This is a genomic window from Streptomyces sp. NPDC088794 (assembly GCF_044750545.1).
Lineage (GTDB): Bacteria > Actinomycetota > Actinomycetes > Streptomycetales > Streptomycetaceae > Streptomyces.
Map to the genome: position 1 here is coordinate 250342 of NZ_JBIVKB010000013.1, position 16044 is coordinate 266385.

The 16044-nt window shown below is 71.4% G+C and carries 13 protein-coding genes; 10 read left to right on the top strand and 3 right to left on the bottom strand.

Annotation, left to right across the window (positions count from 1 at the left end):
• Positions 1-58 precede the first annotated feature (58 nt).
• Complete coding sequence (gene metK, locus ACIP6U_RS32625) at positions 59-1267, top strand: methionine adenosyltransferase (protein ID WP_401725332.1); 1209 nt, start codon at positions 59-61, stop codon at positions 1265-1267.
• Between the two features lie 112 nt (positions 1268-1379).
• Positions 1380-3578 (top strand): primosomal protein N', encoded by a 2199-nt coding sequence (locus ACIP6U_RS32630; RefSeq protein ID WP_401725334.1) that lies wholly within the window; start codon positions 1380-1382, stop codon positions 3576-3578.
• Positions 3579-3662: 84 nt separating this feature from the next.
• Here ACIP6U_RS32630 and ACIP6U_RS32635 read toward each other — a convergent pair whose 3' ends face one another.
• Entirely contained in the window at positions 3663-4220 is a 558-nt protein-coding gene (locus ACIP6U_RS32635) for a hypothetical protein (protein ID WP_401725336.1), read from the bottom strand.
• Between the two features lie 363 nt (positions 4221-4583).
• Here ACIP6U_RS32635 and fmt point away from each other — a divergent pair, with 363 nt between their 5' ends.
• Positions 4584-5516 (top strand): methionyl-tRNA formyltransferase, encoded by a 933-nt coding sequence (gene fmt / locus ACIP6U_RS32640; RefSeq protein ID WP_401725339.1) that lies wholly within the window; start codon positions 4584-4586, stop codon positions 5514-5516.
• A 136-nt stretch (positions 5517-5652) separates the two neighbouring features.
• A complete protein-coding gene (locus tag ACIP6U_RS32645) occupies positions 5653-7071 on the top strand; it encodes an RsmB/NOP family class I SAM-dependent RNA methyltransferase (protein ID WP_401725341.1) in 1419 nt (472 codons plus the stop codon).
• A 29-nt stretch (positions 7072-7100) separates the two neighbouring features.
• Here ACIP6U_RS32645 and ACIP6U_RS32650 read toward each other — a convergent pair whose 3' ends face one another.
• The gene (locus tag ACIP6U_RS32650; protein WP_401725344.1) at positions 7101-9323 is read right to left on the bottom strand and encodes an MMPL family transporter; all 2223 of its coding nucleotides are present in this window, start codon (positions 9321-9323) and stop codon (positions 7101-7103) included.
• Between the two features lie 134 nt (positions 9324-9457).
• Here ACIP6U_RS32650 and rpe point away from each other — a divergent pair, with 134 nt between their 5' ends.
• Complete coding sequence (gene rpe / locus ACIP6U_RS32655) at positions 9458-10144, top strand: ribulose-phosphate 3-epimerase (protein WP_401725347.1); 687 nt, start codon at positions 9458-9460, stop codon at positions 10142-10144.
• A 90-nt stretch (positions 10145-10234) separates the two neighbouring features.
• Positions 10235-11278 carry a sugar-binding transcriptional regulator gene (locus ACIP6U_RS32660; protein ID WP_401725350.1) on the top strand — a complete coding sequence of 348 codons (1044 nt, stop codon included), beginning with the start codon at positions 10235-10237 and terminating at the stop codon, positions 11276-11278.
• Positions 11279-11380: 102 nt separating this feature from the next.
• Here ACIP6U_RS32660 and ACIP6U_RS32665 read toward each other — a convergent pair whose 3' ends face one another.
• Positions 11381-12550, bottom strand: coding sequence for an ATP-binding protein (locus ACIP6U_RS32665; RefSeq protein ID WP_401725353.1), 1170 nt, complete (start codon positions 12548-12550; stop codon positions 11381-11383).
• 343 nt (positions 12551-12893) lie between these two features.
• Here ACIP6U_RS32665 and ACIP6U_RS32670 point away from each other — a divergent pair, with 343 nt between their 5' ends.
• The 4 genes from ACIP6U_RS32670 to ACIP6U_RS32685 all read left to right on the top strand — a co-directional run bounded on the left by ACIP6U_RS32670 (position 12894) and on the right by ACIP6U_RS32685 (position 15919).
• A complete protein-coding gene (locus tag ACIP6U_RS32670; RefSeq protein ID WP_401725356.1) occupies positions 12894-13223 on the top strand; it encodes a hypothetical protein in 330 nt (109 codons plus the stop codon).
• 137 nt (positions 13224-13360) lie between these two features.
• Positions 13361-13777, top strand: a complete 417-nt coding sequence (locus tag ACIP6U_RS32675; RefSeq protein ID WP_401725359.1) for a barstar family protein — start codon at positions 13361-13363, stop codon at positions 13775-13777.
• Positions 13778-13779: 2 nt separating this feature from the next.
• On the top strand, positions 13780-14235 hold the full coding sequence (locus ACIP6U_RS32680) for a hypothetical protein (RefSeq protein ID WP_401725362.1): 456 nt from the start codon (positions 13780-13782) through the stop codon (positions 14233-14235).
• Between the two features lie 241 nt (positions 14236-14476).
• A complete protein-coding gene (locus ACIP6U_RS32685) occupies positions 14477-15919 on the top strand; it encodes a GuaB1 family IMP dehydrogenase-related protein (RefSeq protein WP_401725618.1) in 1443 nt (480 codons plus the stop codon).
• The last annotated feature ends 125 nt before the right edge of the window (positions 15920-16044 follow it).

Here is a 16044-nt window from a genome sequence, read left to right on the forward strand (position 1 = left end):
GCCTCCGAGCCCGTCCGCCAATGATCAGCCAGCAGCCGCTGCAACCCCAGGGAGCGTTGTGTCCCGTCGCCTGTTCACCTCGGAGTCCGTCACCGAGGGCCACCCCGACAAGATCGCTGACCAGATCAGCGACACCATTCTCGACGCGCTTCTGCGTGAGGACCCGACGTCCCGCGTCGCCGTCGAGACGCTGATCACGACCGGCCTGGTGCACGTGGCCGGCGAGGTCACCACCAAGACCTACGCGGACATCGCGACCCTCGTCCGCGGCAAGATCCTCGAGATCGGCTACGACTCGTCCAAGAAGGGCTTCGACGGCGCCTCCTGCGGCGTGTCGGTCTCCATCGGCGCGCAGTCCCCGGACATCGCGCAGGGCGTGGACACGGCCTACGAGAACCGGGTCGAGGGCGACGATGACGAGCTTGACCGCCAGGGCGCGGGCGACCAGGGCCTGATGTTCGGCTACGCGACGGACGAGACGCCGACGCTGATGCCGCTCCCGATCTTCCTGGCGCACCGCCTCGCCAAGCGCCTCTCCGAGGTCCGCAAGAACGGCACCATCCCCTACCTGCGCCCCGACGGCAAGACGCAGGTCACCATCGAGTACGACGGCGACAAGGCCGTCCGCCTCGACACGGTGGTCGTCTCCTCGCAGCACGCCTCCGACATCGACCTCGAGTCGCTGCTCGCGCCCGACATCCGCGAGTTCGTGGTCGAGGCCGAGCTGAAGACGCTCCTGGACGAGGGCATCAAGCTGGACACCGACGGCTACCGCCTGCTCGTGAACCCCACCGGCCGCTTCGAGATCGGCGGCCCGATGGGCGACGCCGGCCTCACCGGCCGCAAGATCATCATCGACACCTACGGCGGCATGGCCCGCCACGGCGGCGGCGCCTTCTCCGGCAAGGACCCGTCCAAGGTCGACCGCTCCGCCGCGTACGCCATGCGCTGGGTCGCGAAGAACGTCGTCGCCGCGGGCCTCGCCTCCCGCTGCGAGGTCCAGGTCGCCTACGCCATCGGCAAGGCCGAGCCGGTCGGTCTCTTCGTCGAGACCTTCGGCACCGCCAAGGTCGACACGGACAGGATCGAGAAGGCCATCGACGAGGTCTTCGACCTCCGCCCGGCCGCGATCATCCGCGACCTCGACCTGCTCCGCCCGATCTACGCCCAGACGGCGGCGTACGGCCACTTCGGCCGCGAGATCCCCGAGTTCACCTGGGAGAGGACGGACCGCGTGGACGCGCTGCGGAAGGCTGCGGGGCTGTAGGTCCCGCGACACCTTTCGAGGCCCGGTTTCCTTCGGGGAGCCGGGCCTCGGCGCGTCCCGGTCCTGGGCGGCCGGTCCGCCGATGTCAGTGCGGTTTGGTAAGAATGCAGGCGTGAGCAGCGAAGACGGGCAGGGGGGTGGCGGGGCCGAGGGGGCGCCGCCTGAGCAGCTTGCGTTGATTCGGGAGAGTGTGCGGAAGGCCGAGGTGCCGCGGGCCAAGCCGCGGACCTGGCGTGGGGCCGCCTTGGCCAAGGAGCTGCCGGTCGCGCGGGTGCTGGTCGACAAAGGGGTGCTGCATCTTGACCGGTACTTCGACTATGCCGTGCCTGAGGAGCTGGATGCGGACGCGCAGCCCGGGGTGCGGGTGCGGGTGCGGTTCGGGGCCGGGCGGCATCGGGTGCGGGACGGGCGGCGTGAGGGCGGGGGGCTGATCGACGGGTTTCTCGTCGAGCGGCTTGCCGAGTCCGATTACTCGGGACCTCTTGCCGCGCTGGCCCAGGTTGTTTCGCCTGAGCGGGTGTTGAGCGAGGAGTTGTTGGGGCTCGCGCGGGCCGTTGCCGATCGGTATGCGGGGAGTCTTGCCGATGTGTTGCAGCTTGCTGTGCCGCCGCGCAGTGCTCGGGCCGAGCAGCGGCCCTCGCCCGAGCTCTTGCCGCCGCCTACGGTGCCGGAGGCGGGGAGTTGGGTGCGGTACGAGCAAGGGGCCGCGTTCGTGGCGGCGCTGGCCTCGGGGGGCGCGCCGCGGGCCGTGTGGAACGCGCTGCCCGGGCCCGAGTGGAGCGACGAGCTGGCGCGGGCCGTGGTGGCTACCCTCGCGTCCGGGCGTGGGGCGCTCGTCGTGCTGCCCGACGGACGGGCCGTTGCGCGGGTCGACGCCGCGCTGACCGCCTTGTTGGGCGAGGGGCGGCACGCTGTGCTCACCGCCGACGCCGGGCCCGAGAAGCGGTACCGGGAGTGGCTGGCGGTACGGCGGGGGGCCGTACGGGCGGTGGTGGGGACCCGTGCTGCCATGTTCGCGCCGGTTCAGGATCTTGGGCTTGTGGCTATTTGGGATGACGGGGACGACAGCCACAGCGAGTTGCACGCGCCTCAGCCGCACGCGCGTGAGGTGTTGTTGCTGCGGGCCGCGCAGGACAAGTGCGCGTTTCTGCTGGGCAGTTGGAGCTGCACCGTGGAGGCCGCCCAGCTGGTCGAGAGCGGGTGGGCGCGGCCGGTGGTCGCCGGGCGGGAACAGGTGCGGGCGGCGGCGCCGCTCGTGCGGACCGTCGGGGATGGGGATCTGGCGCGAGACGAGGCCGCCCGGGCCGCTCGCCTGCCTACGCTCGCCTGGCAGGCCGTCAGGGAAGGGCTGCGGCACGGGCCGGTGCTGGTCCAGGTGCCCCGGCGGGGGTACGTGCCTCGGATGGCCTGCGCCAACTGCCGTGCGCCCGCGCGCTGTCGGCACTGCGCCGGGCCGCTGGAGGGGCAGGAGGCGGGGGCCGCGCTGCGGTGCGGGTGGTGCGGGCGGGACGAGAGCGCTTGGCACTGTGCCGAGTGCGGTGGGTTCCGGTTGCGGGCACAGGTGGTGGGGGCTCGGCGGACCGCCGAGGAGTTGGGGCGGGCCTTTCCCGCCGTGCCCGTGCGGACCTCGGGGCGCGAGCATGTGCTGGACACCGTGCCGGGCGCTCCCGCGCTGGTCGTGAGTACGCCGGGGGCCGAGCCCGTCGCCGAGGGCGGATATGCGGCGGCGCTGTTGCTGGACGGCTGGGCCATGCTCGGGCGGCCCGATCTGCGGGCCGGCGAGGACGCGCTGCGGCGGTGGATCGCTGCCGCCGCGTTGGTGCGGCCGCAGGGGGGTGCGGGTGCGCAGGGCGGTGGCACGGTTGTTGTCGTCGCCGAGCCGACGCTGCGGCCTGTGCAGGCGCTGGTGCGGTGGGATCCCGTCGGGCATGCGGTGCGGGAGCTTGCCGAGCGGGCCGAGCTGGGATTTCCGCCGGTTTCGCGGATGGCGGCCGTCACGGGTAGCGCGGAGGCTGTCGCGGAATTTCTGCGTACGGCTGAACTGCCGCGGGAGGCCGAGCTGTTGGGGCCCGTGCCGGTGCCGGACACTGCCGTGGGGCGGCCGCGGAGGGTGGGGGCGCCGCCGGTGGGGGAGCACTGGGAGCGGATGTTGGTGAGGGTGCCGCCGGGGAGCGGGGCTGCTTTGGCGGCTGCCTTGAAGACTGCGCAGGCTGCTCGGATGGCTCGGGGGAGTGGGGGCGGGGGTGGGAGCGGGGGGAGTGGCGGGGATTCTGTGGTGCGGGTGCGGATTGATCCGCCGGATATTGGGTGATGCGGAGGGTGCGTGGGGGTGCAGAACTCCTTTCACGCGTCTGCCCTCCCGGGGAGTTCCGGGAGGGCAGGAGAGGGAGGTGGGTCAGCCGTTGCGCGGGCCGGGGAACGCCGTGGGTCTGGCCTCGTCGCGCAGGACCGGGTCGCGCAGGACCGGACTGCCCGCCGTCGGCTGGGTCGGCATCGAGCGGGCCGCGGGGACCGTCGGCACGGTGGGGATACCGGTGTTGACACTGACCGGTCGGGCTCCCGTCGCCTCCGTGGTGCGCTCGGCCTCGGCGGCTGCCTGGGTCGCGGCGCGGCGTGCGCCGTAGCGGCGGTGCACCGCCTGCTTCGTGACGCCCAGCGCGGAACCCACCGCGTCCCACGAGAAGCCGAGGGAGCGGTCGAAGTCGACGGCGGCCGTGACCAGGGTCTCGACGCTGTCCCGGAGCTCCTGCGCGAGACGGACCGTGGGGGCGGGGGCGCGGCCGTAGACGACGAAGCCCGTGGAGGGGCCGGAGCGGCGCGGGCGGTAGACGTTGCCCAGCTGGGCGGTGAGCGTGCGCAACGCGTCCACCTGCCGGCGGACCCGCTCGATGTCCCGCACCAGCAAGTGCAGGCTGGCCCGAGCCTGGGCGTCGTGGGTTGCGTGGTCGGCCATGAACAAGCCTCTCGAACCGGCGTGAAAATGATCGGGCCGCGTGGTAGGCGGCCCGTTGTGGTCAACTCTTTCTTGACCAACGCGGGATCGCTCCGCGGGTCACGCAATGGGGGCGTGTGGGCATATGCGTACGCCCCTGGGGGTGGGTTTACGCCTCGGCCTTCGGCCATCGGGCGATCCTTTGCCCACCCACGCACCACCCGTTTCCAGTTGGGCAAGAAGCCAAGGTCGCCTGTGGGGGTACTGCGCCGTTGGCGGCTGATCCGCCGCGGCCCCTGGGCCGCTTCCCCTCGTCATAGACTGGGGCGTTGACCCGCCGTTCCCTCCCCCGTCCCACCCCGTCCGAGAGGCCCCCATCCACCCATGAAGCTTGTCTTCGCCGGTACGCCCGAGGTTGCCGTTCCCGCTCTGGACGCTCTTATCGCCTCCGGGCGGCACGAGGTGGCCGCCGTTGTCACGCGGCCCGACGCGCCGGCCGGGCGGGGGCGCAGGCTGGTGGCGTCACCCGTGGCGGAGCGGGCCGTGGAGGCCGGCATCGAGGTGCTGAAGCCGGGGAAGCCCCGTGACCCGGAGTTCCTGGAGCGGCTGCGGGAGATCGCACCGGACTGCTGTCCCGTCGTCGCCTACGGCGCCCTGCTTCCCCGGGTCGCCCTCGACATCCCCGCCCACGGCTGGGTCAACCTGCACTTCTCGCTGCTGCCCGCCTGGCGCGGGGCCGCGCCCGTGCAGCACTCCATCATGGGGGGCGACGAGATCACCGGAGCCTCCACCTTTCTGATCGAGGAAGGCCTCGACTCCGGGCCCGTCTACGGCACCGTCACCGAGGAGATCCGGCCCACCGACACCAGCGGTGACCTGCTGACCCGGCTCGCCTTCGCCGGCTCCGGGCTGCTCGCCGCCACCATGGACGGCATCGAGGACGGCACCCTGAAGGCCGTACCGCAGCCCGCCGACGGCATCACCCTGGCGCCGAAGATCACCGTCGAGGACGCCGAGATCGACTGGGCCGCGCCGGCGCTCCGGGTGGACCGGGTCGTGCGCGGGTGCACGCCCGCTCCCGGTGCCTGGACCACCTTCCGCAACGAACGGCTCAAGCTGATCCAGGTGGCCCCGGTGGCCGATCGGACCGACCTCCTGCCCGGGCAGCTCGCCGTCGGCAAGAACAGCGTCCATGTCGGGTCCGGGTCGTACGCCGTCGAGCTGTTGTGGGTGCAGGCCCAGGGCAAGAAGCCGATGCGGGCGGCGGACTGGGCGCGTGGCGTTCGGATCGCCGACGAGGAGCGGCTCGGCCGGTAGCCGGTAGCCCTTAGCCGGTGGCAGTCAAGTGGATGCCGTCGGCCGAGAGGGCAAGAATGTCCCGCCGACGTACCCTTGGTGCGTATCCCGCGCGCTGTCGTCGCGCTCTCGTCCTGATGTCCGGAGCACCTTTTTCGTGAGCGACACCTCCCGTCGGCCCCGTCCCAGCGGCAAGCCCTACCGGCGGCCCAAGAAGGACCCCGTCCGCATGATCGCCTTCGAGGCGTTGAGGGCGGTGGACGAGCGGGACGCCTACGCGAATCTCGTACTGCCTCCGTTGCTGCGCAAGGCGCGGGAGAAGGGTGACTTCGACGCGCGGGACGCGGCGCTCGCGACCGAGCTGGTGTACGGGACGCTGCGGCGGCAAGGGACGTATGACGCGATCATTGCGGCTTGTGTCGACCGGCCGTTGCGCGAAGTCGATCCGCCCGTGCTCGATGTGCTGAGTCTCGGGACGCATCAGCTGCTCGGGACGCGGATTCCTACGCATGCTGCCGTCTCCGCCTCCGTCGAACTCGCTCGGGTCGTGCTCGGGGACGGGCGGGCGAAATTCGTGAACGCCGTGCTGCGCAAGGTCGCTCAGGACGACCTCGACGGGTGGCTCGCGAAAGTTGCGCCGCCCTATGACGAGGATCCTGAGGATCATCTTTCCGTCGTGCACTCGCATCCTCGCTGGGTCGTCTCCGCGCTGTGGGACTCGCTGGGCGGCGGGCGGGCCGGGATCGAGGAGTTGCTGACGGCCGACAACGAGCGGCCCGAGGTGACGCTGGTCGCGCGGCCCGGCCGTTCCACCGTCGAGGAGCTGCTCGGCGAGGAGGCCGCTGTGGCCGGGAGCTGGTCGCCGTACGCCGTGCGGTTGTCCGAGGGCGGGGAGCCGGGGGCCGTCGAGGCCGTGCGGGACGGGCGGGCCGGTGTGCAGGACGAGGGCAGTCAGCTCGTGGCGATCGCCCTCGCCAACGTCCCGCTGGACGGTCCCGACGAGAAGTGGCTCGACGGGTGTGCCGGGCCCGGGGGCAAGGCCGCGTTGCTGGGAGCCCTCGCCGCCCAGCGTGGCGCCATGCTCCTCGCCGCCGAGAAGCAGCCGCACCGGGCCGGGCTCGTGGCCAAGGCGCTGGCCGGGAATCCCGGGCCGTACCAGGTGATCGCCGCCGACGGGACCCGGCCGCCGTGGCAGCTCGGTTCCTTCGACCGTGTGCTGATGGACGTGCCCTGCACGGGACTTGGCGCTCTGCGGCGGCGGCCCGAGGCGCGTTGGCGGCGCCGTCCCGGGGACCTGGAGGGGTTCGCGCCGCTTCAGCGCGCCCTGCTGCGTACCGCCCTGGAGTCCGTGCGGGTCGGCGGAGTCGTCGGCTACGCGACCTGCTCGCCGCATCTCGCCGAGACCAGGGCCGTCGTCGACGACGCGCTCAAGCAGTGGCCGGACGCCGAACTGATCGACGCCCGCCCGCTGTTGCCCGGCGTGCCGGACCTCGGCGACGGTCCCGACGTACAGCTGTGGCCGCATCTGCACGGGACCGACGCCATGTATCTGGCGCTCATCCGGCGGACCGGTTGAGCGCCGGATAGTCGACGGTCAATCGGCGGTCATTCGGAGGTCTGGCCGACCCGTTCCGCCTCCGTCGGTGCCGGGGTGTCGTCGTGGGCCAGGCGATGTGGCCACCAGACCTTCGGGCCGACGTCCAGGAAGAGGGACGTGACCAGGACGGAGCGGACGATGAAGGTGTCCAGGAGGACGCCGAGGGCGACCGTGAAGCCGATCTCCGCGAAGGCCACCATCGGGAGCGTGCCCAGCGCGGCGAAGGTGCCGGCCAGCACCAGACCCGCGGAGGTGATGACCGCGCCGGTGGCCGCGAGGCCCGTCACCACGCCCGTGCGGGTGCCCTGGTGGCCGGCCTCCTCGCGGATGCGGGTGGTCAGGAAGATGTTGTAGTCGATGCCCAGCGCCACCAGGAAGACGAAGACGAACAGCGGGAAGTCCGTCTGCTCGCCCGCGTAGTCGAACAGGTGGCGGAAGGCCAGTGCGCTGGCGCCGAGAGCCGCCGCGAAGGACAGCACCACCGTGCCGATCAGCAGCAGCGGCGCCACCAGGGCGCGCAGCAGCAGGCCCAGGATCAGCAGGACGACCACCAGGACCGCCGGGATGATCACCAGGTTGTCGTGCGTCGTCGCCGCCTCCATGTCGAGCAGCGACGCGGTGCCGCCGCCCACCCGGGCATCCGCGTCCGGCACGGCGTGCACGGCGTCCCGGACCCGGTCGACGGTGTGCTTCGCGGCTTCGCTGTCGGAGGGATCGGACATCGTCGCCTCGAACAGCACCTGACCCTCGTACGACGGTTTCGTGCCCGGTGGTACGGCGATGCTGTCGGGCACCACGCCCTTGGTGCCGGCGACCGCGGTGCGGACCTGGTCGGCCTGGGCCTCGTTGGAGACGATCACCAAGGGGTCGCCGCTGCCCGCGGGGAAGTAGCGCTCCGAGACTTTCTGGCCCGTGATCGAGTCCGGGGTGCCGGTGAAGGCGTCCGCGTTGCTGATGCCCTCGGCGCGCAGTTGCAGCAGGCCCAGGGAGAGGGCGGCCAGGACGAGGGCCGTGGCGGCCCAGACGGCGCGCGGGCGGCGGGCGATGGAGCGGCCCATCCGGGCCCAGATCCCGCGCTCGGTCGGGTCGGCCGAGCCGAAGTGCGGGATCGCCGGCCAGAAGATCCAGCGGCCGAAGATCAGCAGCAGGGCCGGGAAGAGCGTGATCATCGCCAGGAGGGCGACGGCCACGCCGATGGCGGCCACCGGGCCGAGGCCGCGGGTGGAGTTCATCTCGGCGGCCAGCAGCACCAGCATGCTGACGACGACGGTGGCGCCGGAGGCGAGGACGGCCGGGCCCGCGCGGTGCAGGGCGAGCGCCATCGCCTCGTGCCGGTCCTCGTGACGGCGCAGCTCCTCCCGGTAGCGGGCGACCAGGAGCAGGGCGTAGTCCGTCCCCGCGCCGAAGACGAGGACCGTCAGGATGCCCGCGCTCTGGCCGTTGACCGTCAGCCCCGCGTGTTCGGCCAGGAGGTAGATCAGCGCCTGGGCGGTGAACAGGGAGACGACCACGCCGATCAGCGGTACGAAGATGAGCGTCAGGCTGCGGTAGGTCAGCAGCAGCATCACGATCACGACGCCCATCGCCGAGAACAGCAGCGTCGAGTCGATGCCCTCGAAGGCCTTGGAGAAGTCGGCGGAGACACCGCCGGGGCCGGTGACGTGGACGGAGAGCTCGCCCGTGCTCTTGCCCGTCCGATCGCGGATGGAGTCGACGGCGGGGGCGATCTCCTCCCAGCCCTTCTCGTCCATCGTGATCGGGATGTAGATCTGGGCGGCCTCGGGCGCGGACTCGCTGTTGTAGACGGGACCGCGGACCTCGGAGCCGCGGATGCCGTGCGCGGTCAGCTTCTTGATCTGGTCCGCGTCCTGCGCGATCTTGTCCCGGTCCTGCGCGGTGAGCCCGCCCTCGCGCGCGTAGACGACGACGGCCGGGATCTGCTCGGGCCGGAAGCCGTTCGAGGTGTTGAGGACCTTGGTCGACTCCGCCGAGCCCGGCAGCCAGGACGCCGCGTCGTTGTCCTGGGCGTCGGTGAGCTTCGAGGCGAGCGGCGCGGCGACCACCAGCACCACCAGCCACAGGGCCACGATGACCCACTTGCTGCGGTGCCCGGTCACAAAGCCGATGAACCCCTGGCGGACATGGCGCCCATGGCCTTTGCCGTCCGTCTTCGGGCCCGTGTCCGTGTCCGCTTTGGCGTCTGCGTTGGTGTCTGTGTTTCCGTCCGTCATGGCGACCCCCGTCGACCTACGTCGTGCCGATCGGCGGCCCAGCATGGCACGCACGGTCCCGGTACGACATCCGATGAACGTCTTAGGTCTGGACCGGCGCGAACAAACGTGCCCGGACATGGCAGGCTTGGGGCATGGCCGCGCAGATCAACCCCAGCATCCTGTCCGCCGACTTCGCCCGCCTCGCGGACGAGGCGCAGGCGGTCGCGGGAGCCGACTGGCTCCACGTCGACGTCATGGACAACCATTTCGTCCCGAACCTCACGCTCGGGGTTCCGGTCGTAGAGTCGCTGGCCCGTGCGACGGACACTCCGCTGGACTGCCATCTGATGATCGAGGCCCCCGATCGGTGGGCGCCCCAGTACGTCGAAGCGGGTGCCTCTTCCGTCACCTTCCACGTCGAGGCGGCCGCCGCGCCGGTGCGGCTCGCCCGGGAGATCCGGGCCAAGGGTGCCCGCGCTTCCATGGGGCTGAAGCCCGCGACGCCCATCGAGCCGTACGAGGACCTGCTCCCCGAGCTCGACATGCTGCTGATCATGACCGTTGAGCCGGGCTTCGGCGGGCAGGCGTTCCTCGACATCATGCTCCCGAAGATCCGGCGAACCCGCGAGTTGATCAGCAAGCACGGTCTTGAGCTGTGGCTCCAGGTCGACGGCGGGGTCTCCGCGTCCACCATCGAGCGCTGCGCCGAGGCCGGCGCCGATGTCTTCGTCGCCGGTTCGGCGGTGTACGGCGCGTCCGACCCGGCCGCGGCGGTACGTGCACTGCGCACCCAGGCGGAGGGGGCGATCGCCCAGGCGTCCTGGGCATGCGACCACTGAGCCACAGGACGGTGAACAGCTACGTGAACGGCGCCCATCAGGGCGGATCAAGTGCGCCGGATCTGCAAGGATGAACGGCGAATCCAGAGTGTGAACAGCAGTGAGGAGAACGCCGTGTCGGGTATGTCGGCGGGCCGGTCAGCCGTGCGGATGGGACCCGCTGAGCTGGTGCAGGCGGCGGCCATGGCCCGCCGCTTCTACCTCGAGGGCAAGTCCAAGATCCAGATCGCGGAGGAGTTCGGCGTCAGCCGCTTCAAGGTGGCCCGGGTACTGGAGACTGCCCTCGAACGAGATCTCGTACGCATCGAGATCCGTGTCCCGGCCGAACTGGACGCCGAGCGCTCGGACGCGCTCCGCGCCCGCTACGGCCTGCGGCACGCCGTCGTGGTCGAGTCCCCGGCCGAACCCGACGAGTCGCCCGACCCCGAGAACCTCGGCGAGGTGGCCGCGGAGCTGCTCGGCGAGCTGCTGAACGAGGGCGATGTGCTGGGCCTCGCCTGGGGTCGCTCCACCATCCACATGGCCGCGGCGCTCGACCGGCTGCCGCCGTGCACGGTGGTGCAGTTGACGGGGGTGTACGACGCCGGGACCGCCGAGCGCGGCTCGGTGGAGGCGGTGCGCCGGGCGGCGCAGGTCGCCGGCGGCGACGCCCACCCGATCTACGCGCCGATGCTGCTGCCGGACGCGGCCACCGCGGAGGCGCTGCGCCACCAGACCGGGATCGCCCGGGCCTTCGAGTACTTCGACAAGGTCACGGTCGCCTGCGTCTCCATCGGCTCCTGGGAGGCCGGCATCTCGACGGTGCACGACATGCTCAGCGACGAGGAGCGGGGCCACTACGCCTCGCTCGGTGTCGCCGCCGAGATGTCCGCGCACCTCTTCGACGCGCAGGGCCGCCGGGTCGGGCGGGACCTCGGCGAGCGGTGCATCACGGTCAAGGCGGACCAGCTCCGCCGTATCCCCGAGGTCGTGGCGATCGCGGGCGGGGCGCGGAAGGCTGCCGCGATCGACGCGGTGCTGCGGTCGGGTCTGGTCACCAGCCTGGTGACGGACACGTCGGCGGCGGACGTGCTGATGACGTCGGGGCCGACGCCGAAGTCGGCGCTCAGCCGGACGGATCCGGACGGTCCCTGACGGGTCTTGACGCAGAGCGTGAGGGGACGGGTGGACCGGCATCGGTGAGATGCCGGTCCACCCGTCCCCTGTGTGCTTCCGGGCGTGGTCGTTCGCCGCGGTTCAGTTCTGGCGGTGGTCCCGGATCACCTCTTCGACGATTCTCGCCGCCTGTTCCGGGTGCTCCTCGAACCAGGTGCCGAGGTGTTCCTCGACGGCCTCTGCGACGCAGGCGCGCACGGGCGTATTGCCCAGCAACGTCCGTGTGGCGCCGCGGAATTCGAGATGGTCGAGCTTCACCGACACGACCGCCGTGAGGCGTGCGCCGACCCGGTCGTGGTCGAGTCCGGGATCCGGTGCCGACAGCAGCTCTCGCTTTCGCGCGTACGCGGTCATCGCGGCCGTCACTCCGTCGTAGAAGCCCTCCAGATGCGTGCCGCCCTCGTGAGTGGCAATGCTGTTGGCGAAGCTGTGCACCCGCTTGTGGCGGCTGTGCCACACGAGGGCGACCTCCATCGTCCCCGCCATCCGCGGGTCCTCCCGCTCGAAGCCGACGATGTCCGGAGGTGCGCCCAGCCCCGTCTCCGCATCCAGAGCGGCCGCGAAGTCCCTTACGCCCTCCGGGAATTGGAACCGCACCGACCGTAGCCCTCCCGTCGGGCGTTCGTCGGTCAGTGAGATCCGCAGGCCCCGATTGAGGAAGGTCACCTGTCGCAGACGCTCCGCCAGTACGGCGAACGAGCACTGCGTCGGCTCGAAGATCTCGGTGTCGGGCCAGAAGGTGATGGTCGTCCCGCTTCCGGTCGCCGGTCCCACGGTCGTGGGTGGGGCGAGAGCGACACCGCGCGCGTACTCCTGGACCCGATGCGTCCCCACGCGCCGCACCTCGGCCGTCAGTCGGCTCGACAGGGCGTTGACGACGAAGAGCCCCACACCGAGAGGGGCGAGGAACACGATGTGCCGACCGCTGGACTCGGGTCCGGTGCGCAAACTGGTCAGCAGGCTTTCGAGGCCCGGTTCACCGGTGACTCCCTCGTCCGGGTCCTCGAAGGGGACTCCGGGCCCGTCGTCGGCGACCCGCACTCCGCCGTCGGCCGTGAGCGTGACGTCGATATGTCCGCCTCCCTTGGCCACCGCTCCGTTCACTGCCTGGCGCACGGCATCGAGCACCATCTGCTGCAGGCCGCGTTCGGTCGTCGACCCGACCCACATCCCGGGCCGTTTGCGTACGGCCTCCAGCCCGTCCAAGACCTCGATCCGGGCAGCCTCGTACCCCGTGCCATCCCCACTCACGAAAACCCCTCCCATGGCGTCCGGCAGATGTCTCCACCCTAGGAGAAATCCAGGAAAACACCAGGTCAGAGCCCTCTTGTGGAGGTCGTGTACGGGCGGGTGAGGGCCCGTCGGAGGGAGCCCGGAACAGGGCGCGCGCACTGCGTCCGTCGTCCGTCCGGGGGCCCGCCCAGGCCGCGTACGACCCCGTTCAGGGTGCCGCTGAGGCCGCTGATTTTGCTCAGCACGTGGGTTCGAGATATCGCCGATGACGGTGGTGGACGGGCCCGGAGGTGCGTTCTGGGGCTTCGCGTACGTAAGAACAATCACCGGGCGACCACCCGGCTCGACGCAGGGAGAGCTCATGTACGGGGAAGAGGCAGCGAAGACCCACTTCGCTCAATGGCTGCTGGGCCACGCCCGGTCGGCCGGGTACGACGTGGAGGCCGCCGGTATGCGCGCGACGCTCCTGATCGTCACGTCGATGGCCCTGTCCGGTGGCCTGGACGCCGCGATCACGGCGAGCATGGCGGCCGGACTCGCCGTCACACCACAGGAGTTGACCGACGCCTACACCGAGGAGATGCACGAGTTCCTGCGCGCCAGACGGGAGTCGGAACTCGCGGACCTCCGGTCCCATCCGGACCTGGCCGGCCTGGAGGAGACGCTGGACCGGGTCGAGCGCGGCGCGTAGGGCTGTGCCGGTGCCGGTCGGCGATCCGGGCGCACTTGTGGGTCGGCGTCGAGTCGGTCGAGGGTAGTGGTGCGGGGCCCTGGGCCGGGATACAACTACGTGGGTGATCACCACAACTCGTTCAGGGCGGTACTGAGATGACGGACGACCGGCTCACGCAGGTGCTCAAGGGCAACGCGTCCGCGGGAGTCCTGTCCTGGCCCGCAGGCATGACGGCCGACGCGGCGCTGCGCGAGGCGCGTGACGCGGGCTGGGAGACGGCCGTACTGGATCTGTCCGGAGTCTCGGACAAGGCCGGTCTCATGCGGGCCTGCGCGGTCGCCCTGCGGCTGCCCGACTGGTTCGGCGCCAACTGGGACGCCCTGGCCGACTGCTTGAGCGACCTGGAGTGGTGGCCCGCGCAACGGGGGCGGCTGATCCTCGTCCGGAACTGGCAGGCGTACGCGACCGTCCGCCCCGAGGAGTGGGGCATTCTGCAGGAGCTCTTCGCCGACGCGGCGGCGCGCTGGCGTGACAGCGAGACCGGGCTGGTCGTCCTGATGGCACTCGACTGAGCGTGACCCTCCAGGAGTTCCGCGGCCAGTTGGAGCTCTTCGTGCTCGCCCAGCGGGCCCTCCGCCTCGGCGTGGCCCACTTCCCCGAACTGAGCGCCCTCGTGGAAGGCGCCTTCGTGGAACTGCCCTCCTTCGTGCAGCTCGCCCTCGCCGTGAGCGCCGAACCCGGCCTCCCCGTGACCGGCGAACTCGGGCTGTTCCGCGTGCGCGCCGAACTCCGCCTCGGCGCCCTGCGTCTCGTACTCGCCGGCCCCCTGCCTCTCGTACTCGCCGGGGATCTGCGCCTCCGCGCCGAACTCCAGCTCCTGCTCGTAGGACTCGCTCTCGTGGTAGGGGGTGAGCCCGTACTGCTGCATGCTCATCAGCTCCTCCCGGTCGCGGCGACCGTGGTCGGCCGGGCCCTCACCTGGGCTCCGGCCGCCAACGTAGGGAGACCGGCCGGGGGACCGCGTCAGTGACGGGCTCCAGGGCCGCCCCGGGATCCCGGGACCCGGTGGCCGGGGTGGCGGCCGGGGGTGGTCCCCGGGTCCGCCCGGGGGGCCGCCCAGGTCTGGGAGGATGCGACGAACGGGCCGCCCACCCGCCTGGACGTTCCGACCAGGCAGCGCATACCCGCCGACATGGGACAATGAAGTACGTGCTCTTCCCCCTGGCTGACCTGTCCGGGGACCACCTCTGATCGACTGGGATGTGCAGCACGTGCGTTTCCTCAACGACATCCAGCCCCCGTACGACCTGACCTACGACGACGTCTTCATGGTCCCGAGCCGTAGCGCGGTCGGCTCGCGGCAGGGCGTGGATCTCAGCTCCCCGGACGGCACGGGCACCACGATCCCGCTGGTCGTCGCCAACATGACCGCGATCGCCGGCCGGCGCATGGCCGAGACCGTGGCCCGGCGCGGTGGGCTCGTGGTCATTCCGCAGGACATCCCGATCGAGGTCGTCACCGACGTCGTCTCCTGGGTGAAGAGCCGCCACCTGGTTCTGGACACCCCGATCCGGCTGACCCCGCACCAGACCGTCGCCGACGCGCTCGCCCTGCTGCCCAAGCGTGCGCACAACGCCGGTGTGGTCGTCGACGACAGCGGGCGGCCGGTCGGCGTCGTCACCGACCAGGACCTGACCGGCGTCGACCGCTTCACCCAGATCGACCTGGTCATGTCCCGCGACCTGCTGCTGCTCGACGCGGACATCGACCCGGGCGAGGCCTTCAACCGGCTCGACGCGGCGAACCGGCGGTACGCGCCGGCGGTCGACAAGGACGGCCGGCTCGCCGGCATCCTCACCCGCAAGGGCGCCCTGCGCGCCACGCTCTACACCCCGGCCACCGACGCGCACGGCAAGCTGCGCATCGCTGCCGCCGTCGGCATCAACGGCGACTTCGTGCAGAAGGCGAAGCAGCTGCTGGACGCGGGCGTCGACACGCTCGTCATCGACACGGCCCACGGCCACCAGGAGTCGATGATCAGCGCGATCAAGCAGGTACGCGCCCTCGACCCGCGGGTCCCGATCGCGGCCGGCAACATTGTCGCCGCGGAGGGGGTCCGGGACCTGATCGAGGCGGGCGCCGACATCATCAAGGTCGGGGTGGGCCCGGGCGCGATGTGCACCACCCGGATGATGACCGGCGTCGGCCGGCCGCAGTTCTCCGCGGTGCTTGAGTGCGCGGCCGAGGCGAAGAAGTACGGCAAGCACGTGTGGGCCGACGGCGGTGTCCGGCACCCGCGTGACGTCGCGATGGCGCTGGCCGCCGGGGCGTCGAACGTGATGATCGGCTCCTGGTTCGCGGGCACGTACGAGTCGCCGGGCGACCTCCAGCAGGATGCCAACGGGCGGCTCTACAAGGAGTCCTTCGGCATGGCGTCCGCGCGGGCCGTGCGCAACCGCACCTCGGACGAGTCGGCGTACGACCGGGCCCGCAAGGCGCTGTTCGAGGAGGGCATCTCCACCTCCCGCATGTTCCTCGACCCGGCCCGGCCGGGCGTCGAGGACCTGATCGACTCGATCATCGCGGGCGTCCGCTCCTCCTGCACCTACGCCGGCGCCGGCTCCCTGGAGGAGTTCGCCGAGAAGGCGGTCGTCGGCATCCAGAGCGCGGCCGGCTACGCCGAGGGCAAGCCGCTGCACGCCAGCTGGAGCTGACCCGAGTCCCTTCTCGACGGCCCCTGTCGGACGACGGCCCCTGTCGGACGACGGGGGCCGTCGGTGTGTCCGGGGCCGAGGGATGGGATGCGGCCTCAGACACGACGCGTCAAGCCCCCTTGACG